The 19,975-nt window shown below is 53.8% G+C and carries 22 protein-coding genes; 3 read left to right on the plus strand and 19 right to left on the minus strand.

The window, feature by feature from the left end; all coding sequences use genetic code 11:
• Nucleotides 1-26 precede the first annotated feature (26 nt).
• Nucleotides 27-752 carry a class I SAM-dependent methyltransferase gene (locus CKQ54_RS20215; RefSeq protein WP_112290797.1) on the minus strand — a complete coding sequence of 242 codons (726 nt, stop codon included), beginning with the start codon at nucleotides 750-752 and terminating at the stop codon, nucleotides 27-29.
• 43 nt (nucleotides 753-795) lie between these two features.
• Here CKQ54_RS20215 and gloB point away from each other — a divergent pair, with 43 nt between their 5' ends.
• Nucleotides 796-1,551, plus strand: coding sequence for a hydroxyacylglutathione hydrolase (gloB, locus tag CKQ54_RS20220; protein ID WP_120163219.1), 756 nt, complete (start codon nucleotides 796-798; stop codon nucleotides 1,549-1,551).
• A gap of 69 nt (nucleotides 1,552-1,620) precedes the next feature.
• A complete protein-coding gene (gene mltD, locus CKQ54_RS20225; RefSeq protein WP_120163220.1) occupies nucleotides 1,621-3,006 on the plus strand; it encodes a murein transglycosylase D in 1,386 nt (461 codons plus the stop codon).
• Nucleotides 3,007-3,122: 116 nt separating this feature from the next.
• Here the strand turns inward: mltD and CKQ54_RS20230 are convergent, their stop codons facing one another.
• Both CKQ54_RS20230 and CKQ54_RS20235 read right to left on the minus strand, forming a co-directional pair.
• Nucleotides 3,123-3,923, minus strand: coding sequence for an endonuclease/exonuclease/phosphatase family protein (locus CKQ54_RS20230; protein ID WP_112290801.1), 801 nt, complete (start codon nucleotides 3,921-3,923; stop codon nucleotides 3,123-3,125).
• Between the two features lie 193 nt (nucleotides 3,924-4,116).
• Nucleotides 4,117-5,292 (minus strand): MFS transporter, encoded by a 1,176-nt coding sequence (locus tag CKQ54_RS20235; protein ID WP_120163221.1) that lies wholly within the window; start codon nucleotides 5,290-5,292, stop codon nucleotides 4,117-4,119.
• A 106-nt stretch (nucleotides 5,293-5,398) separates the two neighbouring features.
• Between CKQ54_RS20235 and yafC the strand changes: the two genes are divergently transcribed.
• Complete coding sequence (yafC, locus tag CKQ54_RS20240; RefSeq protein ID WP_120163222.1) at nucleotides 5,399-6,295, plus strand: DNA-binding transcriptional regulator YafC; 897 nt, start codon at nucleotides 5,399-5,401, stop codon at nucleotides 6,293-6,295.
• A gap of 33 nt (nucleotides 6,296-6,328) precedes the next feature.
• On the opposite strand, the gene dkgB is transcribed toward yafC, so the two are convergent.
• The 16 genes from dkgB to CKQ54_RS20320 all read right to left on the minus strand — a co-directional run bounded on the left by dkgB (nucleotide 6,329) and on the right by CKQ54_RS20320 (nucleotide 19,972).
• Complete coding sequence (gene dkgB / locus CKQ54_RS20245) at nucleotides 6,329-7,132, minus strand: 2,5-didehydrogluconate reductase DkgB (protein ID WP_120163223.1); 804 nt, start codon at nucleotides 7,130-7,132, stop codon at nucleotides 6,329-6,331.
• Between the two features lie 113 nt (nucleotides 7,133-7,245).
• Complete coding sequence (locus CKQ54_RS20250) at nucleotides 7,246-7,932, minus strand: 4'-phosphopantetheinyl transferase superfamily protein (RefSeq protein ID WP_120163224.1); 687 nt, start codon at nucleotides 7,930-7,932, stop codon at nucleotides 7,246-7,248.
• Between the two features lie 3 nt (nucleotides 7,933-7,935).
• On the minus strand, nucleotides 7,936-9,165 hold the full coding sequence (locus CKQ54_RS20255) for a beta-ketoacyl-ACP synthase (RefSeq protein ID WP_112290808.1): 1,230 nt from the start codon (nucleotides 9,163-9,165) through the stop codon (nucleotides 7,936-7,938).
• Complete coding sequence (locus tag CKQ54_RS20260) at nucleotides 9,162-9,893, minus strand: 3-ketoacyl-ACP reductase FabG2 (protein WP_113877939.1); 732 nt, start codon at nucleotides 9,891-9,893, stop codon at nucleotides 9,162-9,164. The genes CKQ54_RS20255 and CKQ54_RS20260 overlap by 4 nt, the downstream gene beginning before the upstream one ends.
• Nucleotides 9,890-10,369 (minus strand): hotdog family protein, encoded by a 480-nt coding sequence (locus CKQ54_RS20265; RefSeq protein WP_113877938.1) that lies wholly within the window; start codon nucleotides 10,367-10,369, stop codon nucleotides 9,890-9,892. Before CKQ54_RS20265 ends, CKQ54_RS20260 begins: the two co-directional genes overlap by 4 nt.
• Complete coding sequence (locus tag CKQ54_RS20270; protein WP_120163236.1) at nucleotides 10,366-11,538, minus strand: beta-ketoacyl-[acyl-carrier-protein] synthase family protein; 1,173 nt, start codon at nucleotides 11,536-11,538, stop codon at nucleotides 10,366-10,368. The genes CKQ54_RS20265 and CKQ54_RS20270 overlap by 4 nt, the downstream gene beginning before the upstream one ends.
• Nucleotide 11,539: 1 nt before the next feature.
• Entirely contained in the window at nucleotides 11,540-12,115 is a 576-nt protein-coding gene (locus CKQ54_RS20275) for a DUF3261 domain-containing protein (RefSeq protein WP_120163225.1), read from the minus strand.
• Entirely contained in the window at nucleotides 12,112-14,418 is a 2,307-nt protein-coding gene (locus CKQ54_RS20280; RefSeq protein WP_120163226.1) for an MMPL family transporter, read from the minus strand. Before CKQ54_RS20280 ends, CKQ54_RS20275 begins: the two co-directional genes overlap by 4 nt.
• Entirely contained in the window at nucleotides 14,408-15,013 is a 606-nt protein-coding gene (locus CKQ54_RS20285; RefSeq protein WP_120163227.1) for a LolA family protein, read from the minus strand. The genes CKQ54_RS20280 and CKQ54_RS20285 overlap by 11 nt, the downstream gene beginning before the upstream one ends.
• Nucleotides 15,010-15,453, minus strand: a complete 444-nt coding sequence (locus tag CKQ54_RS20290) for an acyl-CoA thioesterase (RefSeq protein WP_112290815.1) — start codon at nucleotides 15,451-15,453, stop codon at nucleotides 15,010-15,012. Before CKQ54_RS20290 ends, CKQ54_RS20285 begins: the two co-directional genes overlap by 4 nt.
• Nucleotide 15,454: 1 nt before the next feature.
• The gene (locus CKQ54_RS20295; RefSeq protein WP_120163237.1) at nucleotides 15,455-17,170 is read right to left on the minus strand and encodes a glycosyltransferase family 2 protein; all 1,716 of its coding nucleotides are present in this window, start codon (nucleotides 17,168-17,170) and stop codon (nucleotides 15,455-15,457) included.
• Nucleotides 17,167-17,511 (minus strand): 3-hydroxyacyl-ACP dehydratase FabZ family protein, encoded by a 345-nt coding sequence (locus CKQ54_RS20300; protein ID WP_120163228.1) that lies wholly within the window; start codon nucleotides 17,509-17,511, stop codon nucleotides 17,167-17,169. The genes CKQ54_RS20295 and CKQ54_RS20300 overlap by 4 nt, the downstream gene beginning before the upstream one ends.
• On the minus strand, nucleotides 17,508-18,887 hold the full coding sequence (locus tag CKQ54_RS20305; protein ID WP_244220237.1) for an AMP-binding protein: 1,380 nt from the start codon (nucleotides 18,885-18,887) through the stop codon (nucleotides 17,508-17,510). Before CKQ54_RS20305 ends, CKQ54_RS20300 begins: the two co-directional genes overlap by 4 nt.
• Nucleotides 18,857-19,387, minus strand: a complete 531-nt coding sequence (locus CKQ54_RS20310; protein ID WP_425272816.1) for a COG4648 family protein — start codon at nucleotides 19,385-19,387, stop codon at nucleotides 18,857-18,859. The genes CKQ54_RS20305 and CKQ54_RS20310 overlap by 31 nt, the downstream gene beginning before the upstream one ends.
• Before the next feature lie 62 nt (nucleotides 19,388-19,449).
• On the minus strand, nucleotides 19,450-19,704 hold the full coding sequence (locus tag CKQ54_RS20315; RefSeq protein WP_112290820.1) for an acyl carrier protein: 255 nt from the start codon (nucleotides 19,702-19,704) through the stop codon (nucleotides 19,450-19,452).
• Nucleotides 19,705-19,714: 10 nt separating this feature from the next.
• Complete coding sequence (locus CKQ54_RS20320; protein WP_112290822.1) at nucleotides 19,715-19,972, minus strand: phosphopantetheine-binding protein; 258 nt, start codon at nucleotides 19,970-19,972, stop codon at nucleotides 19,715-19,717.
• Nucleotides 19,973-19,975 lie beyond the last annotated feature (3 nt).

Consider the following 19,975-nt stretch of genomic DNA (forward strand, 5'->3'; position numbering starts at 1 on the left):
TGCGCGTTGGTCATTCTCTTCTCAACTCAATCCCGATGTTCTTCCCGGTAACTCTTGGTCGCACCTACGGCCTGCGGTATTTTTTGTTTCTGTGCGAGGACTTTTTTCGCGGTCGGTGTCAGCGGGAAAGTCCTTTTGCGGGCAATGATCAGCGTCATACATCCCAGCGCAGGAAGATGCGTACTCAGTAATTTTCCGCCATTCTTTTTCCACGGCAGCACGTGAAAACGCCGGTGAACCATCACTTCATAATTGAGCAAAGACAGCCAGTCGAGCAGACGCATCTGGGTAAATAAACGGCTGCTGTAAGGCTGGCGTTTACGAAACACCGGCATCAGTTTGCCGATACCTAAAAGACTGAGCGGATTAAAGCTGCTGAGCACCATCCAGCCGTCATCAATCAGCACGCGATCCACTTCACGCAGTATGCGGTGCGGGTCATCCGCGTAAGCCAGCGTATGGCTGAGCAGGCAGGCATCCACCGATTTTGCCGCAAACGGTAAATAGTAAGGATCGCCCTGAACATGCAGCCCCTCGCCTTCCGGTGCGAAGTTCACCTGATGCGAGATCGGACAGGCCTGAGCATCGATTTCGGCACTTAATGCGCCGATTTTCAGCAGGTGGAACCCGTAAAGTTTGCCCCACCAGGGTTGCAGTTGTTGCTCAAGCGCGGCACGGTAGTAGTCGCCGCATGGGATATCTTCCCATGAAGCCGGTGCAACTATTTTCTTACGGGCGCGGGCTGGTCGCATAGTTTGTTATCTTCTTTCAAGCAGTTGCCAAAGAGAGGTTGCCATGAATCTTATCAGTATTCCTGCCTTGCAGGACAATTACATTTGGATGCTCGATGACCAGCAAGGGCATTGCCTGATTGTCGATCCCGGTGAAGCAGCGCCGGTTTTAGCCGCGCTGAAAAAGGATAATTTAACCCCGACGGCTATCCTCCTGACGCATCATCATCACGACCATGTTGGGGGTGTTGATGAGATTTGCAGCCATTTTCCGGGTCTGAAAGTGTACGGACCTCACGAAACTGAGAACAAATTTAGTCAGATTAGTCTTAAAAACGGCGATAAATTGGTAATTGGCGGTCTGGAATGGCAGATCTTTGCTACGCCCGGGCACACTCTTGGTCACATTTCATACTATAGCGCACCTTATCTTTTCTGCGGAGACACGATGTTTTCCGCCGGATGTGGCCGTTTGTTCGAAGGGACGCCGGAGCAAATGTACCAGTCGTTTCAACGCTTAGCAGCCCTGCCTGATGAAACATTAGTCTGCGCCGCACATGAGTACACTCTCTCAAATCTTAAGTTTGCGCGCTCCATTTTACCGCAGGATCATGATATTCATTCTCATGAGCACAAAGTGCAACAAATGCGTGAAAAGGGACAATCTTCCCTGCCTTCTACCCTCGGTCTTGAGCGTAAAATTAACCTCTTTTTACGTTGCGATGATGTTGATTTACAAAACAAATTAAACCTTAACGGTTCCTTAAAGCCTGACTGGCAGGTTTTCGCACAATTAAGGGCACTGAAAGACACCTTTTAGCCCCAAAGGTTGTGTTTTTTTTCGAAGCAAAGTATTATCGCTCGTCTTTTAAGCAACTATGACACACACATGAAGGCAAACGCGATCCTAATAATCGCCTCCATGTTGCTCACAGGTTGCCAGGCGTCCAGGCAGGGCGTGAAGGTACCGGAACAACATGCACAGAGTTTGTCTTCAGCAAGTCAAAGTGAAGCAGGACAGTACACAGATGATGGCCGTGCGGCCTCTGGGGGATGGTTGGATGGAAACGACACCGTCTCCCAACAAAATTTGTGGAACTTCATAGGCGACGAGCTGAAGATGAAGGTTCCGGATAATCCCCGGATCCGCGAACAAAGAGTTAAATATTTAAAGAATAAGAGCTATCTCCACGATGTAACATTACGGGCAGAGCCGTACATGTACTGGATCACCGAGCAGATTAAAAAACGTAATATGCCGATGGAACTGGTACTGCTACCCATAGTGGAGAGCGCTTTTGACCCTAAAGCAACCTCATCAGCTAACGCTGCAGGGTTGTGGCAGATTGTGCCTCAAACGGGTCGAAACTATGGTTTGAAACAAAACCAGTGGTATGACGGTCGCCGCGATGTTGTGGCTTCGACAACTGCTGCGCTTGATATGATGCAACGCCTGAACAAGATGTTTGGTGGCGACTGGTTACTGACCGTTGCTGCGTATAACAGTGGTGAAGGCCGCGTAATGCAAGCGGTGAAAGCGAACAAAGCTAAGGGTCGTTCGACTGACTTCTGGGCGCTGGCGCTTCCACGTGAAACATCGATTTATGTGCCGAAGATGTTAGCCCTGAGCGACATTCTCAAGCACAGTAAAAAATACGGTATTAGTCTGCCGAAACCGAGTGAAGACCGTGCCCTGGCGCGTGTTGAAGTTGGACAGCAGATGCAACTGACCCAGGCGGCGGAGATGGCGGGCATGTCCCTGACCAAGCTCAAGTCGTTTAACACTGGCTACAAGAAAAATGTAACCGCGCCGAATGGCCCGCATTACATCGTTCTGCCGAAGGCGCATGCCGACCAGTTAAAAGATTCACTGGCTGATGGCGATATTGCCGCAGTACAGGAAACCAAACTGGCCAGCAACACTCCGTCAGGTGCAAAACAGTACAAGGTTCGCTCCGGCGACAGCTTGTCTGGCATTGCAGCCCGGCTGAATGTGAAGACCCGTGATTTACAGCGTTGGAACAATTTGCGCTCAGCAGGCGCGTTAAAAGTTGGGCAAACACTGCAGGTGGCGGATAACAGCGTCAGCGATACCAGTGCCAATGGCGGCAGCATCACTTATCAGGTGCGTAAAGGCGATTCATTGTCGAGCATTGCCAAGCGTCACGGCGTCAACATCAAAGATGTGATGCGCTGGAACACTAATGCCGACAACCTGCAGCCGGGCAACAAGTTAACGTTGTTCGTCAGCAACAAGATGAGTCCTGATACCTGATTCGTAACGGTACCGGCAATAAAAAAGCACCCTGAATATTCCGGGTGCTTTTTTTATGTCTGCTTTTTTTGACTGTGTGCTTTTGAGCCGCGTTCTTTTGATCGACAAAAAAAGCACTACAACGCCAGCGGTTTACTTGCCATAAACTCAACCCGCAGCGGGTTGTGGTCTGAAGCCCGCGTTTCCATCACCGACGCACTGGTGACGCTCAGGTCACGGTAAAAGATGAAATCCAGCGGCCTGCCGAACGCCCGCTTACGGTAGTCAGAAGGAAAACGCACTTCCTCCAGATGGATATTCCCCGCAAAGCCATACAGCGCGTTAATACGCTGTTTGCTCCAGGCGTTGAAATCCCCCGCCATAATCACTGGCCCTTTATGGTTAGCAATCTGCTCACCAATCGGGTCGAGCTGTTTGCTGTAGACGTCAATACCGATGCTGAAATTGACGGCATGAATATTCACCACCATCAGCAAACGGCCATCCAGAAGCGGATAGACAGTCACTAATGCCGATTTAGACAGCCTCAGAAGCGGCTCACGCTCACGCAGCGGGCAACAATAAACCGGATGCGCCGCAGAGAGTGTCATCACGCCAGAGGGGTGCTGAGGCAGCATAAACGCCGGCACCTGATCGGCAGCCAGATAGTTGGATGTGGCAAAGCGGATCAGTTCGGGCGTCGTCTGCGCCTCCTGAAGTAACACCAGTTGCGCATCTTTGCCGTAATCGCGCAGAACTGACAACCAGTCAGCCCGCTGCTGTTTAAAGATATTCCACACCATGACGCGCAGAATATTCGAGTTGGGTAGCGCAGCACCCGGCGGCAAATCCGGCCCTAAATGTGCGAGGGCACCCGGAAAGATTTGCTCAGCGGGCTGACCTGCGACATACCTCATTGCATATGTTTTTTTCCGCACGCTAATCGCCTGTTTACCCGTTATATCGTTGCTATATGAGAGAGATTCCCACAGCGAAAGTTCAGTATACGCCCGCAGGCGCTCAGGCCAAATCTGTTTACATTGGTATACAACCTGGTCACATCTACAGGCTAGCACAAAAACGAAAACGGCCCGCCGAAGCGAGCCGTGAAGACACAGAATGCAGGATAAATCAGGCCAGCGCCGCTTTCGGCTTGCGGTCGAGATGCCCGCTCAGACGGATAAGTAACAGCGCGCCCGCGACGATCACCGCGCCAATCCACGGCGTTTGCGCCAGACCAATTGTGGAAACCACCTGCCCGCCAATCACCGAACCTAAAGCGATACCGACGTTAAATGCTGCGATGTTCAGACCAGACGCCACATCGACCGCATTCGGCGTCACCTCTTCGGCTTTCTGCACCACGTAAACCTGCAATCCGGGTACGTTGCCGAAGGCGAAAATTCCCATCACCAGCAGCGTGATTAACGCCGGAATACCGAAACCTGAAGTGAACTGGAAAATCAGCAACAGCGCGGCAAGTGCGGCAAAAATAATCGTCAGCGCTTTAACGGCTCCGTGGCGGTCAGCCAGTTTGCCGCCCCAGATATTGCCGATGGCAACCGACACGCCATACACCAGCAGGATCCAGCTGACCATACTGGCGGAGAAACCGGCCTGTTCCTGCATCATCGGCGCAAGAAACGTGAACGTGGTGAATACGCCGCCGTAACCCAGTGCGGTGATGGCGTAAATCAGTAACAGACGCGGGTTCATCAGTACTTTGACCTGATCAGAAATGCGCGCTGCCGGTTTGTTTTTGATGTTATTCGGCACCAGGATCGCGCTGGCAATAATGGCAACGACACCAATCAGCGACACCGCGAGGAAAGTTTCACGCCAGCCGAAATGCTGACCGATAAATGTCCCGAGCGGCACACCCGTCACCAGCGCCACGGTCAGACCGCCAAACATCAGCGCGATGGCAGAAGCCGCTTTTTCTTTCGACACCAGACTGGTGGCAATGGTCGAGCCAATAGAGAAGAACACACCATGCGCCAGGCCGGTCAGCAGGCGCGCCATCACCAGCGTGCTGTAATTCGGTGACTGCCACGCCAGCAGGTTACCCAGCGTGAACAGCACCATCAGGCCAATCAGCAACGTTTTTCGCGGTACACGGCCCGTCAGTGCGGTCAGAACCGGTGCGCCAATCGCCACGCCGAGTGCGTAAATGGACACCAGCAAACCGGCGGACGGGACTGAAACGCCCAGTTGCTGTGCGATGGTCGGCACCAGGCCGACGATAACAAATTCTGTTGTTCCTATAGCGAACGCACTGATGGTCAGTGCTAATAGTGCAAGCGGCATAACCTTTACTCCACATGAATATCGATTTGATGGCGGCTATTATCGGCTTGTGCTTAAATGACAGAAATAACCAAAATATCAATTTATTTATGCTGGAGTAACAACAATGCGAGCCAGTTCTGAAGAGTTGATTACCTTTGTCACGGTGGTGGAAAGCGGCAGTTTCAGCCGCGCGGCAGAACAGCTGGGACAGGATAATTCCGTGGTCAGCCGGACGTTGAAACGTCTGGAGCAAAAACTGGGCATCACCCTGCTCAACCGCACCACGCGTCAGATCAGCCTGACGCACGAAGGCGAGCGCTATTTCGTCCGCGTACAGAAGATCCTGCATGAAATGGCAGCAGCCGAAGACGATTTGCTGGAGAACCGCGACGATCCACAGGGGGTTTTACGCATCGATGCAGCGACGCCGGTTATTTTGCATATCATTTCGCCGCTGGTGGCAGAATTCACCGAACGATTCCCGAAGATGTCGCTCGCGCTTTTTTCTTCCGAGAGCAATATCAATCTGATCGACCATAAAGTGGATGTGGCGATCCGCGTCGGTGAGCTGGAAGATTCCAGCCTGCGGGCGCGCAAGCTGATGCTCAGCTATCGCAGCGTGCTGGCGTCGCCGGATTACCTGAAAAAATGGGGAACGCCGCAAAGCGCTGATGATCTGCTGAAACACCGATGTCTGGGTTTTAACGAAGTGGTGGCGCTGAACAAATGGCCACTGCTGTGCGCGGACGGCCAGCAACTGACGGTCACACCGTTTATCAGCTCAGGAAGCGGTGAGACACTGCGCAGATTGTGTTTACAGGGCAACGGCATTGCCTGTCTGTCGGATTTTATGACCGATGAGGATGTTGCACGGGGAGAGCTGGTAAAACTGCTGGTACCGGACACCCTGCGTATCGCCATGCCTTTCCACGCGGTGTATTACAGCGATCAGACGGTCAGCACAAGGATCCGGTGTTTTATTGATTTTCTGAGTGAAAAGCTGGGAACACGCGGGAGCTGAATATCCCCCTTCGCAGGGGGAAGCGTGTAAGGATCAATCCCACTTTGGCGCCAGACCTTCAGGGCTGACCAGACGGCCATTGCGTTCCAGCGCAGCGATCTGCTGCATGTCGTTATCTGTCAGCGTCAGGTTTTGCGCCAGCAGATTACTTTGCAGGTTTTCGCGTTTGGTCGATGACGGAATAACCGCGTAACCCAGCTGCAATGCCCAGGCCAGCACGACCTGCGCAGGCGTCGCATGATGGCGGCCGGCAATCTCAATAATCGTCGCGTCTTTCAGCGCGTCACCGTAGGCCAGCGTCATATAAGACGTTACGGCAATACTGTTCTGACGAGCGAAATCGACCACGGTCTGGTTTTGCAGGAACGGAGACAGTTCGATCTGGTTAGTCGCAATCTGATCCGCGCCCACGGCGTCGATCGCTTCCTGCATCAGCGCGACAGTAAAGTTGGAAATACCGATTTCGCGGGTCAGGCCCATTTTCTTCGCTTCCACCAGTGCGTGCATCGTTTCTGCCACGCTGACGGCCTGGTCCGGAGACGGCCAGTGGATCAGCGTCAGATCGACATAATCTGTTTTCAGTTTACGCAGGCTCTCTTTCAGGCTGTCGATGACCTTGTCAGCCGCCAGGTTTTCAATCCAGATTTTGGTGGTGATGTAGAGTTCTTCGCGCGCGACGCCGCTCTCAGCCAGCGCATCGCCGACGGCGGCTTCGTTGTCATAAATCTGTGCGGTATCAATGGCGCGATAACCCAGTTCCACGGCGGTGGCAACAGACGCTTTGACGACGTCATCTTTCAGGCGGAATGTGCCCAAACCGAAGACAGGAATGCTCATAGTGTTCTCTCTTTTAATTTTTCAGGGTGATAAATCTTGGAGAGAGTATGAACTGCACGTTCATGGATAAAAACGACCGCTTTGCCAGAAGACTTTTGATTTGAACGCAATAATCAGCAGGAGGAAAATTGCGACCATGGCCGGGAGGTCAGTGGGATAAAATCGCCGGAAACCGCGTTAAAAGCATATTCTTCAAGTTCTGAAACACCCGCAGGCAGCGCCAGCGCACGCATCTCAGAACCATCGGCTAAATACCATAACTGAGTGTCCGTGGCGGGTTCAGATGTAAAAGACCTGAAGGCCGGATCGAGGCGGATCCGGTCCATCTGCCACACGCTGCCGCCCTGCTGTTTCAGCCACGCTTCACGCAGACACCACAGTTGCCAGAACGCCATTTGCGGTTCCGCTTGTTCCATCAGCCACAGAAATTCAGTGTCACTGAATGCTTCGCGGGCGACGTCATGATAACGACGCCGCGGACGCATTTGCTCCACATCGCCTCCGGCTTCACCCGCCTGACATAGCAGCAGTTGCAGATGATTTTTGCTGTGGCTGAGAGAAAAATGCGGCAGGGATACATCGGCAAAAAAGGGTTTTCCCTGCGCAGAAAACTGCAGTTCCGGCAACGTCTCACCACCGCAGAAAACGGACAGTGCTTCGGCCAGCAGCGCCCTGCCCGCACGCCATTGCTGGCGGCGGGCGGGGTTCATTGCGGCACTTTTGGCCATCATGTCTGCGGACAAGCGGGACAACGAAAAAGGGTCATCCAGCGATGCGGTGATGAGACGCGCAGAGTTCATTGTTTACGGCCAGCGACGGAAAACTAAAGAGGTATTGATCCCGCCGAATGCAAAGTTATTCGACTGAATAAATTCAGTCTGAATATGGCGCGATTCCCCCATGATGTAGTCCAGTTCGCCGCAAAGCGGATCCGGCTGCGTCAGGTTGATGGTCGGCACAAACCGGTCTTCACGCATCATTTCCAGCGACATCCACGCTTCCAGCGCACCACAGGCTCCGAGCGTATGGCCGAAGTAACTTTTCAGCGATGAAATAGGCGTCTGATCACCAAATATGGCGGCAGTTGCGTGACTTTCCGCGATATCGCCGCGATCCGTTGCCGTGCCATGCGCACTGATATAGCCAATTTCAGAAGCAGGAATACCGGCATTTTTCAGCGCTTTTTCGATACAAATCTGCATGGTGGATTGCTGCGGCTGGGTAATATGCGCCGCGTCGCAGTTGGTGGCGAATCCGACGATTTCAGCGTAAATTTTCGCGCCCCGCGCCTGTGCATGTTCGAGCGACTCAAGAATAAGCGCCCCGGCGCCTTCGCCAATGACCAGACCGTCACGCTGTGTGTCAAACGGACGTGGCGAAAGTTCAGGGTGATCATTCTGCTGGCTGGTGGCGAACAGCGTGTCAAAAACAGCCGCTTCAGACGGACAGAGTTCTTCCGCACCGCCCGCCACCATCACAGTCTGGTAACCGTGTTTGATCGCTTCATAGGCATAACCGATGGCCTGACTGCCGGAGGTACAGGCGCTGGACGTCGGAATAACGCGCCCTTTCAGCCCGAAGAACAACCCTGCATTCACGGCCGTGGTGTGCGGCATCATCTGCACATACGTCGTGCCGGTGATGTTGTTGGTGTGCTTCTCCGTCAGCATGGTGGCGAATTCACTCACCGGACCGGTGCTGCCGGTCGATGATCCGAACGCAATGCCGGTCTCGCCATCGGTCAGAACCGGGTCCTCCAGCAAACCGGCCTGTTCCAGCGCCAGTTCCACTGCACGCGTTGAAAGTAACGAGACGCGCCCCATCGACCGGATACGTTTGCGGGTGTAATGCGCAGGCAACACAAAATCATCCACCGGTGCGCCCAGATGAGTGTTCAGCCCCTGGTAGATCAACCATTCATCCATATGACGAACGGCATTTTTACCCTGCTGCAGACGGGCAGAAACCTCGTCCCAGTGGTTGCCGAATGCCGTAACCCCTTTCATGCCGGTGATCACTACACGATGACTCATACCATGCCTCCGTTGATGGAGATTACCTGGCGTGTCACATAGCCCGCGATATCCGACATCAGATAGCTCGCCAGCCCGGCGACTTCTTCGGCACGTCCCATACGTTTAAGTGGGATCATGCTCATGGCAGCATCCAGCGCCGGCTGTTCCATGTCGAGCATACCGGTGTCGATCAGCCCCGGCGCAATACAGTTGACGGTGATTTTGCGTTTCGCCAGCTCCAGCGACAGCGCTTTGCAGGCTCCGATAATCCCGGCTTTGGCGGCACTGTAATTGACCTGACCGCGGTTGCCCGTGATACCGGAAACCGAGGAAAGTGCGATAATGCGCCCGCCCTGACGCAGGCCGATCATCGGCATTACGCAAGGGTGTAAAACATTGTAGAAGCTGTCGAGATTGGTGTGGACTACGCCGTCCCAGTCTTCGTCAGTCAGCGCCGGAAACGCCGCGTCGCGGGTGATGCCGGCGTTATTAATTACACCGTAATACGCACCATGCGCTTCTATGTCCGCTTCTATCACGTCGCGGCACTGCTGGCGGTTGCTGATGTCGAACTGCACAATGCGACCGCTACCGCCATTTTCAGTTATCTGTTGCAGGGTGTTTTCTGCACCTGCTTTATCGCTGTGGTAGTGAATGACTATCAAAAAGCCATCGCCTGCCAGCCGGCAGGCAACGGCTTTGCCGATCCCCTTGCTGGCACCGGTCACTAATACCGAACGCGTCATTCCAGTTTCCCCTGTGTCAATTTAATCAATTCATCCTTGTCTGGCTGGTACGTATTCAGCCTTCCCTGTGCAACCTGAAGGTTGTCTTGTTCTCGTTTAATGCAGATAACGCCTTCAAAGCTGGCGAGTTTTTCGTCGCGCAATACCATCGCCACGCTTATCCGTAATTCACTGCCTGCTGCAAATTCCGGCACGCTGCATTTTATCGCCCTGCCGCCCAGCAGCATGCCCACCTGCGGCGATAACCCGCTCTGCGCGCCGTGCCAGCCACTCCATACGCCAATAGTTTGCGCGATGAGCTCAATGGCGTACCACGCGGGCAACGCACCACGGGCATTAAGAAACGGTGCCAGCACGCCGTTTTCTGAAACCACGACGCTGCACAACGCCGTTTCTTCTGTCACGTCGATGATGTTTTCCAGCAACACCATCGGCGATTCATGCGGTAAATAATCTGCTGCGTTTAAGGCATTCATGACAGTCTTCCGATCACCAGGCTGGCGTTATTGCCGCCAAAAGCAAAGGAGTTGGATAAAATGACCGGTTTCTCCGCCATTTCTGTCGTCTCCACCAGACGGATATCCGGCAAGCTGATATCCCGCGGCGTTATGCTGAAATCCTGTCGCGGCAACGCAAGATTTTGCGTGAGGATAAGCCAGCTCAGCGCCGCTTCCGTTGCGCCCGCCGCACCCAGCGTATGGCCGGTAAGATGCTTGGTAGAACTGCACGGCGTCCGGTTGCCAAACAGCCGGTGGATCACCGCGGCTTCCACCTGATCGTTAAGCGGCGTGGCAGTGCCATGTGCATTGATGTATCCCACATCCCCGGGACGCAGACAGGCCTGTTCTAACGCCATAATAATGGCGCGTTCGGCGCCCAGCCCTTCAGGATGCGGCGCAGACATATGCCAGGCATCTGATGATTCACCGGCACCAAGCAGCGCAATATCTGCCGGTTCACGTGTCAGCAAAATCAGGGCTGATGCCTCACCGATATTGATCCCATCGCGGTTTTGCCCAAATGGCGTGCAATGACCGAGGGAATAAGATTCCAGACTGTTAAAGCCGTTTACCGGCATCCGGCACAAACTGTCAGCTCCGCCGACCAGCGCGGCATCAGCCAGACCGGATTCAATCAGGCGTTTTCCGCTGATAATCGCTTTCGCACTGGAAGAACAGGCCGTCGATAAGGTATAGGCAGGACCACTCAGATCCAAAAGCTGCGCCATAAACTGTGAAGGATCACCCAGCTCCTGCTGCTGATAGTCATAATCCGCCGGGAATTCACCATGCTGCTGAAGATGGCGCACTGCATCCTCACCTTCGGCAATACCTGACGTACTGGTGCCCATTACGATTGCCACGCGATCTTTGCCATAACGGGCGATCGCGTCGTTTACCGGCGCTTCAATTTGCGCCAGCGCGGCCAGTAACAACTGATTATTGCGGCTGCGGTGCGCAGAGAGATCTGCCGGGATGGCAGGCAAGTCACCCGTCACACTGCCCAGCCAGACCGGCCGGTCTTCCGTCAGCCAGCCTTCCTGCACGGTCATACCCGGCGCTACGCCCGCCATCAGGCTGGCAGCGATTTGCGCATTGTTATTTCCCAGCGCGTTAACCATGCCCACGGCCGAAAAGTAGATCATGTTATTCACCGACATTCTGGATAGTTATCTGGTAGTGAAACGCCATCTGAGTAATCGAAACAGGCTGACGCGTGCCGCCCTGCGCTACGTAATCAATACGGGTGACGGCATGGCCTTCGTTATCCAGTAATGTCCGGCGCAGCGGCTGCTCATCGAACGTCCAGCCCGCTGGCAGCAACGGTTGCCAGCTCTGTACCGGCCAGTAGCTCAACATAATATCGGCCAGAACCTGATTAGCGGGAGGTAAACCCTCAATTTTTATCGCCTGCCCGGTGTGGATGCCTGTTTGATCGTAGACCACTTTGAACAGGCGGATCCCAAGCGGAGACAATCCGGCCAGTTGCAGCGATTTGCCATCCGCATTAAGCAGCACCAGCAATGACTGCTGTTTGCCGTTGACGGTAGCCGTCAGCAACTGTTGCTGACTGACCGGCTTATCCAATAAAGGGGCGGGAAGTTTCACCTGAACGCCGCGTTTCAGCCACGCCTGAGGCTCAGTACCGGAAGGTGAATTTGTCGCACAACCGCCCAGCATTAAGATCAGAAGCGCCAGCACCGGCCACATCAATCGGGTCATTTTTTACGTCCTCGTTTTTTTGCTGGCAAGGTCAGTGGCGACAGCAGGAAAGCCGTTAATATACCGGCGCTCAGTACGATTCCGAAACTACTGATCGCCTGTGTCGAGCTGAACACCAGCATGCCAAACGTCAGTAATGTCGTCACCACGGCCATGAAAATGGCAAACATTGATGTGGTGGGCGTGCCGCGCGGATTGGTGAAAAACAGGGTGTAATTGATGCCAATCCCCAGCACCAGGATCAGCGCCAGCAGGGAGAAAAGATTAAGGTTGTGACCGCTGAAACCCAGCGCCGCGACGCCCATTCCGAGCGAGAGCAGCGTCGGCACCAGGCAAACCAGCCCGTGCGGCAGACGAAAACGCCAGAGATAAATAGCCGCAATGACCGCCACAGCCAGCGCCAGCAGATACGTCAGATAAACGCGGTATTGTGAGAAAAGGCTGCTGAATTCTGTTTTGCGATCGATCCAGCCCGCTCCAGGTGTGGAAGCCGCCAGCGCCGCCATCGCTGCGCTGTCATGCACGCCGCTCACCGGAATCAACGTGGCGCTGCGCCCGTCCGGCAGCGTCAGCCACAGCAAACGCCAGCCCTCGCTTACCACACTGTTAAGCCATTGCGGCACATCAACCGTTTGCGCACTGAGATCAGGGTTCGCCACCGTCACGCCCGCCTGCTGCAACTGCGCAATAATTTGCGGGGTGCGCTGGCGGAGCAGGGATAAATCGCGCTGCTGTTGTGCTTGTGAAGGCAGGCTGAGCGCACGGAATCCGTCGATCACACCTTTCTCTTTAGCCTGCGCCAGCTTTGGCCGCAAAGCTTCCAGACGTTGCAGTGTCTGTTCTGTGCTGTCGCCATACACCAGCAGCCATTTCTGATCGTTGGTCTGTCCGGTCAGCGCGGCGATCTGCTGTTCCTGCTGCTGTAAATCCGCAGGAAGAGATTGCAGATCGGCGATGTCATCGTTGATTTTCAGCCGCGATATTCCGGCCACCACCAGCACTAAAATCAGCAAGGGTAATCCGAACCTAACGGCTTTGCGGCTGCGCCACGCCAGCAACCAGCGCATGATGATCGCCAGTCCCGGGGCTGGCCCGACCGGCAAACGCTTCGATAAATACGGATACCAGCACATTACGGTGATGCAGGCGGCACTCAGCCCGGCGGCGGCAAAAACAGCCAGCTGTTGCAGGCCGGGGAACGGCGCAATCAGCAACATCAGATAGGCGGCCACAGTGGTCAGCAGCGCCACAGATAAGGCGGGGAAGAGCTTTTTCAGACTTTCCTGCGGGGAATTCATCTCACCGTGTACACGCCGTTCCGTCAGGAAGTACAACGTGTAGTCGGCGGAAATGCCGACAATGCTGGTACTCAGCACCAGCGTCATCACGTGAATTTCGCCAAATATCCATAAGGTAAAAACGGTGCCAGACAGCGCGCCGATAGCGACAGATAGCAAGCTGAGCAACAACGGCAGGACAGAACGGAAAATCAGTAAGATCAGCGCAAACACGCCCAGCACTGATGCCGCGCCAATCGTGGAGAGATCGTGCTCAGCCTGCTGACTGGCATAATTACTGTAGAAAATCGTGCCGCGCCCGAGGACTTTCGCGCCCGGCCAGCGTGCTTCAAACGCATCTTTCGCCGCACTGAGCACCGCCACAGTGTGTTTTGCCGAGGTGATGTCATACGAAGAGGCTTTCAGCTCGCCGTGCAGCAGATACCAGCTGCGCCCCTGTTTATCGCGGGCCATCAGCCAGCCCTGATCCAGCGTCATACCAGCGCTGTTTTGCTGTTGCGCCATTTGCGAAGCGCGCACCAGCAGCAGCGGATCGTTTGCCAGTTCTTTGCCACTGACGCCTGAAAATGCCGAATAGACCTGACCGAGGATCCACTGACTTTGTGCCTCAGCGCCCGATTTCAGGCGCTGGCGCGTCGCGTCATCAAGCAACGCATTGCGATGTTTGAAGAAGAAAGCGCCCCACTCCTGCTGACGCTGCGCATCCATCGGCCCTGCGATGCGATTCAGCTCCGGCAACGTTTGCAGTTGCGTAAGCCAGTCATTGGCGGGCTGAACTCCGGCACCCGGCGGCGGACTGACCAGCCACATCAGTTGCCTGTCCAGCCGCTGCGTGAATCCGTCAGAAAATGCCTGCGGAACATCCGCCGTCTGCTGCTGAGGCAAAAGCGCCAGCACGCTGCTGTTAATCTGACTGCGTGGCAGTAACCAGAACAGTGCCGCCACCATCAACGCGATAATCAGCAGCCAGCTTTGCGCCAGTTTTCTGTGAAGATCAGGATGCAAAATGGCGTTTCTCGGCGTCGGTCAGTGTGGCAGGCGTCGTTTTCTGATTGAAGAAACGAATGTGTGTGGCATCGCCCTGCATATCATTGATATCAATATTGTTCAGGAAGGTTTCGCCATTAAGCGTGATGCTGCGGAACAGTCGGTTCAGCGGTGACACTTTCGGCGTCAGGACGAGTTTCCAGGCGCCTTTGCCCAAATCTTTAAAATCGAGAGCAAAGTTTTCTTCCAGCACCTTGCGGTCTGCGTGGAACAGCGCGCTGAGCAGGGAGTTGAACTGGAACATCTGCGGGTTATTATCCGCCGTCACTACCTGCGGTTCCTGACCCGCCATGATTTGTACCATGCGTTTTTCTGTCAGCAATAACGTCAGGCTAAACGGTTTTTCCTGCTGCCACCACAACCCCTGCTGCTGGGCAATCAGCAGATTGCCGCTGGAATTGAGCGGTTGTGCCATCCCGCTGATGGTTCTTTGCTGCGCAAAATCAGCACGTAATACCGACACCTGACTGAAGCGTTGCTGTAATTCTTCCAGCGTGACGGCGTGCGCGGTTACGCTTAAGAAGGTCAGTACGAGGAACAGAAAAGCTTTCACAGACTGACTCCTGTTTTATCGAAAAGCACCTGCGGCGAGACGAAGCACATTTCTTTCGTGGTGGCATCTACCGCGACCTGCAATGTGTAACCTGTCGTGGTGCGTTTACCGGTTTCGATGTCATAAATCTGATAGCCGATACGCAGACGATTTTCGATTTCCTCAAGCTGAGCATGAACCGCAATACGCTGCTCAAAGAGCACCGGTGCGATATATTTCAGGCGGGTATCCACGATCGGCCAGACATAACCGGAAGCCTCCATCTGACGGTAACCGTAATCAAACTGTTTGAGTAACTGCTCGCGCGCGACTTCCAGATAACGGAAATAGTTGCCGTGCCAGACCACGCCCATCGCATCGGCATCATGAAAAGGCACAGTGATTTCGACACGGGTGGAAAATCGCGGATCGTTAAAACGCGGATCAAGTTTGGAAGTCATATCAGTCAGGTTTCCTGTCAGGGGCGACATCCGCGGGATGCTGCCAGAAATCGTAAAAATTGAACCAGTCGTGCGGCGCAAGCAGGCTGTAATGTTCCAGCCGTGCGGCATAGTGATCGACAGCGGCCTGCAGCGCAGGCAGACGCTTGCCGCGCGGAAGGATCAGGGGATCCGCAAAAGATTCGCAGTAAATATGCAGCCGCTGTTGCTGCATGATGCCAAACATCAGCATGACCGGCGCACGCAGCGCCGCAGCCAGAATAAAAGGCCCTTGCGGGAAGGCCGCGGGCTGGCCCAGAAACTCGCTGTAAATGATGCGGGAATGCTCCCCGCGCTGATGCTGGCTGGCAGACGTGCGGTCACCGACAATCGCTACCCATTCACCGGCATCCAGTTTTTCCTGCAATAAAATAGCCGTTTCCGGCCCCATCTGGCTGACCTGAATGAGATTAACCACCGCCTGCGGATTGATCTCTTTCATCACCTGATTGAACCGCTCGGCGTGTTCGGTAAACACCAGCGCATTGACGGTGATCCGGTAATTGAGCGCACCAATCGCCCGGCAGGATTCGATGTCGCCCAGATGTGAAGCGAGGATCAGCGTGCCACGGCCGGAGGCAATATGTGATTCACAAATTTCGGGATTGACCAGCACCGCGTCGGTCAGGGTTTTATCACCCTGCCAGCTCGCCAGTTTACTCAGCATAGATTCACCAAAACGCATGAAATGGCGGAACGTACTCAGCGGATAAGGCAGGGAAATGTTGCGCTGTGCGGCGGTGGTACGCACACGTGCAAGCCAGTCCGCAGAGGCATTGCGCTGTTTGCGGCCAGTGAGCCAAAAATAAGTGATGACCGGATAAAGTAGCAGACGAAAAGCTTTGTAGCCCAGCGTCCGGTAAACCGCCAGCATCAGGCGAATGCCCCATAATCCTTTGCGTTCCTGGGTCACTGACCAGTGTTCCGGCCGGTCTTTACGCTGGCTCAACAAATAAGGAATGCGCGGCAACATGCCAAAAAACAGCCGGGTGTGCATCCACGAAATTTGCAGGTTGTCCTTCACGGCATCGAAATGCGAGAGGCCATCTTCGGGGTAAGTCACCCGCGTGGGCAGAAAACGACTGGGCGTGCCCTGCCAGTAAAGACGCACCATGATTTCTGTATCGAAATCCATCCGCAAACCCAGCGTCTTTTTCTCCATCAGTTGCAGGCAAGGCCTGAGAGGATAAACGCGGAAGCCGCACATGCTGTCTTTTACTGAGAATGACAGGGTTTCGACCCATACCCAGAAATGCGTGATATAGCGGCCATAAAGACGCGATTTCGGCACGCTGTCATCGTAAACCGGCTGACCGGAGATCAGACAATCCGGGTAGTTTCTGGCTTCCGCCAGCATTGCGGGGACGTCAGAAAGCTGATGCTGACCGTCGGCGTCAACCTGTAGTGCATGAGTGAAGCCTTTTTCAGCAGCCAGCCGCAGCGCCGCCATCACGGCACCTCCCTTTCCCTGATTTGCCGGTAAGCGCGTCAGACTCATCCATGGTGTGATGCAAGCCAGACGTTGTAGCTCGTCTGCGGTTTGCGCGTCGCTGCCATCGTCCACCACGATACAGGGCAGATCGAACGGCCGGAGGCTTTCCAAAACACCGGCCATCATCGGCCCGTGGTTGTAGCAAGGAATAATCAGGCAGGGAGAAAATGGGGCTGGCGGGATCATGGACATAATGTGATTTTTCCACTGCTGGCGACGGCATCACCTACGCTGTATCGGAATACCAGCTGGTTTTTTTCTTTAAGCCAGTCGATGTGCAAATCTACGGTTTCTTCAGGTAAAAGTGGCCGATGGAACTTCACCACTTCCATACCAGCAAACGCTTTATTCATTCCCAAAATCGTTTCTGCGTAGTTAATGACCCAGTTCACCTGTGTCACGCCAGGAAGGATTGGCGACGACGGGAAATGGCCCCTGAACCAGAGTAATTGTGCAGGCAACCTGAACGTAAGAAGCATGCTGGTTTCGCTGATGAGTTGCTGGTTCAGCACGTCAGGCATAATCATAAAAACATTTCCTGTAGTTCAGCAGCCGAGCGCTTGCCTTGCTGGTTAAGGGGGATCGCCGGAACAATGCGCCAGTATCGCGGCAACGCAACGGGGGATACCCAGCTGCGCAGGCTCTGACGAAGATTATTCAGCAGCGCTGCCTGACCTTGCGCATCCAATAACTGTTCTCCGCTGCGGCTTAATACCAGCACGGCAGCCACATAAACCCGCCCGCGCTTTTCAACAGTCAGCACGCTGGCCTCTGAAAGAAGATCCAGCTGGCACAAACGTTGTTCTATTTCAGTCAGGGACACCCGTTGCTCGGCTATTTTAACGATCCGGTCTTTGCGACCCAGCAACTCAAAATGACGCGGGTCGGCAGGCAACATTCGAATATTATCGCTGAGCGTGAAGCAGCCCGAAGGCGAGACCAGTGGCGAAATCAGGGAAGTATTGCCATCAGGGCTGAGCGAAAAGACGATATCGCCAAATAGTGTCCAGGCCTGTTCTGGCTGATACTGCTGCCGAAAAGCGATAACACCGGTTTCTGTCGTGCCATAGATTTCCGTCGGCACGTCGCCACAGGTCTGTTCGACTAACCTTACAGCCGCATGTTTCAGTGGTCCGCCAGCTGAAAAAACGTGCCTGAGTTTTGGCATATTCAGCGCCGGATCCAGTCTTTCCAGAAATGCAGGGCTACTGATGAAAACCAGAGAATGTACGGAAGCCAGAGAGTGTAATTGCTCATGATATTTAATGCTGGTGGTCGCAAACGGCAGTCCCAGAGACAGCGGCAACATGAAAGCGAAACTCAGGCCATACATATGATGAGGGGCAACGGTGGCGGCAAAACGCACACCAGCAAATTCTGTTCCCCAGCGCGTGCCGAGCCACTGACTTTCAAGTTCCAGACAGGAAACCGGCTTGACGATTTTTTGTGGTTTCCCCGTCGAACCGGAAGTAAACAGGATGACTGAGGCATCTTGCGGCCATGGTGGCAGAACCGTCAAAGTCTCTTGCAGCGCAAGCGGGAAACGCAGTACCGGACAATCCGGTGACAAAGGGAGATCGGTAATCAGCGCATCAAATTCACATCGCTGTTCAGCTAATACCGCAGGACGAAAATGACCGGGCAGAACCGGCGTTTTTCCGCTGTAAATCACCGCCAGCAGCGCGACCGCGAAAGAATAGTTATCTTCCAGACATAGCGCCCAACGGCTATGAGAAGTTCTGCGGAGCCCGGCAAGAAGAGATAGCACATCGCGACGAAACTCGTGTTGCCGCCATTCACGGCTTTCATTCCATGCGACGAGATGATCCTCAGATCTTTCCGCGCTCAGCCATTTACACATCGGCAGGGTTATCACTGACGCAGACGCTTTCTGACTATCCATTCAATACCCATCAATAAGCCAATCTGCAGATAACTGATCCCGCCGTTATAAAGAGCCCATAAATCCGTATCGCCTTTCAGGCAGGTATATAAGGCCATTGATCCATTACATAAAAAGAAAACACACCAGACTTGCGTAACCCGACGCGTATACATCACGCCCCGTGGCGGTAATTCAGGTTCACTCAAACGGGCAAGTCGCTCAACCAGAGATTGCCGGGCATAGAGCGAGCTGAAAAATACTCCCAGCAATAACGCATTCACCGCGACCGGGTAATACAGCAACATTGATGTTTCACGGAGCAAAACGCTGGTTGCCACCAGCACAATCCCCACGATGGCAATCGCTTTTCCAAAAAAAGTAAGCTGGGATAATTTTCCGCGAAAAGTCAGTAACCGCAGAATAAATATGGCGATCAGCAAAGGTGCCAGAATGCCGGTTCCCCAATTTTTTAATCCGCACCAGACGGCTATCGGATAAGCAATCACCGCCACCGGCATGGCCCAACGGGCAATTTTTGCCAGCAATGGGAATGATAAATGCCGCGGCTTATTCACAAATATCAGGACTCAGGCGTGTTAAGCAATTCATCAATCGCATCAACAACATCCTGAACTGTTCTTACAGACTTGAACATTTCAGGTTTAATCTTTCTGCCCGTTATCTTTTGCAAATGAACAACCAGATCCACCGCATCAATACTGTCTAATTCCAGATCCTCATAAAGCTTCGCTTGCGGACTGATATCACTTTCATCAATTTCAAATAGCTTGATTAATAGGACGCTAATTTGCTGGTAAATTTCTTGCTTCTGCATAGGAATCTCTTTAACCACGCTGTACTGATATAAATCTGGCCAGACTTTCAACGGAATAGAAATGTTCGCGCATTTCCTGATTTTCAGCCGAAAGGATCACACCGTATTGTTTTTTCAACGCCAGGCCCAGTTCAAGAGCGTCAATGGAGTCCAGCCCCAAACCGTCACCAAAAAGCGGCGCCTGAGTTTCTATCTCATCTGGTGTCATACCTTCCAGATTAAGCGTCGTGATGATCAGGACTTTAATGTCGTTACTTAATGAATCCATGAC

The organism is Rahnella variigena, from assembly GCF_003610915.1.
Taxonomy (GTDB): Bacteria; Pseudomonadota; Gammaproteobacteria; order Enterobacterales; family Enterobacteriaceae; genus Rahnella; species Rahnella variigena.

Bases quoted from the DNA above. Each gene is read 5' to 3' on its own strand.
- yafC (WP_120163222.1), top strand. From the start codon at position 5,399: ATGCGAGCCAGTTCTGAAGAGTTGATTACCTTTGTCACGGTGGTGGAA.
- CKQ54_RS20270 (WP_120163236.1), bottom strand. From the start codon at position 11,538: ATGATCTACTTTTCGGCCGTGGGCATGGTTAACGCGCTGGGAAATAAC.
- CKQ54_RS20235 (WP_120163221.1), bottom strand. From the start codon at position 5,292: ATGCCGCTTGCACTATTAGCACTGACCATCAGTGCGTTCGCTATAGGA.
- CKQ54_RS20295 (WP_120163237.1), bottom strand. From the start codon at position 17,170: ATGATCCCGCCAGCCCCATTTTCTCCCTGCCTGATTATTCCTTGCTAC.
- gloB (WP_120163219.1), top strand. From the start codon at position 796: ATGAATCTTATCAGTATTCCTGCCTTGCAGGACAATTACATTTGGATG.
- CKQ54_RS20250 (WP_120163224.1), bottom strand. From the start codon at position 7,932: ATGAACTCTGCGCGTCTCATCACCGCATCGCTGGATGACCCTTTTTCG.
- CKQ54_RS20300 (WP_120163228.1), bottom strand. From the start codon at position 17,511: ATGATTATGCCTGACGTGCTGAACCAGCAACTCATCAGCGAAACCAGC.
- CKQ54_RS20320 (WP_112290822.1), bottom strand. From the start codon at position 19,972: ATGGATTCATTAAGTAACGACATTAAAGTCCTGATCATCACGACGCTT.
- CKQ54_RS20290 (WP_112290815.1), bottom strand. From the start codon at position 15,453: ATGACTTCCAAACTTGATCCGCGTTTTAACGATCCGCGATTTTCCACC.
- dkgB (WP_120163223.1), bottom strand. From the start codon at position 7,132: ATGAGCATTCCTGTCTTCGGTTTGGGCACATTCCGCCTGAAAGATGAC.
- CKQ54_RS20275 (WP_120163225.1), bottom strand. From the start codon at position 12,115: ATGACCCGATTGATGTGGCCGGTGCTGGCGCTTCTGATCTTAATGCTG.
- CKQ54_RS20255 (WP_112290808.1), bottom strand. From the start codon at position 9,165: ATGAGTCATCGTGTAGTGATCACCGGCATGAAAGGGGTTACGGCATTC.
- CKQ54_RS20315 (WP_112290820.1), bottom strand. From the start codon at position 19,704: ATGCAGAAGCAAGAAATTTACCAGCAAATTAGCGTCCTATTAATCAAG.
- CKQ54_RS20260 (WP_113877939.1), bottom strand. From the start codon at position 9,893: ATGACGCGTTCGGTATTAGTGACCGGTGCCAGCAAGGGGATCGGCAAA.
- CKQ54_RS20310 (WP_425272816.1), bottom strand. From the start codon at position 19,387: ATGCCGGTGGCGGTGATTGCTTATCCGATAGCCGTCTGGTGCGGATTA.
- mltD (WP_120163220.1), top strand. From the start codon at position 1,621: ATGAAGGCAAACGCGATCCTAATAATCGCCTCCATGTTGCTCACAGGT.
- CKQ54_RS20215 (WP_112290797.1), bottom strand. From the start codon at position 752: ATGCGACCAGCCCGCGCCCGTAAGAAAATAGTTGCACCGGCTTCATGG.
- CKQ54_RS20305 (WP_244220237.1), bottom strand. From the start codon at position 18,887: ATGGATAGTCAGAAAGCGTCTGCGTCAGTGATAACCCTGCCGATGTGT.
- CKQ54_RS20265 (WP_113877938.1), bottom strand. From the start codon at position 10,369: ATGAATGCCTTAAACGCAGCAGATTATTTACCGCATGAATCGCCGATG.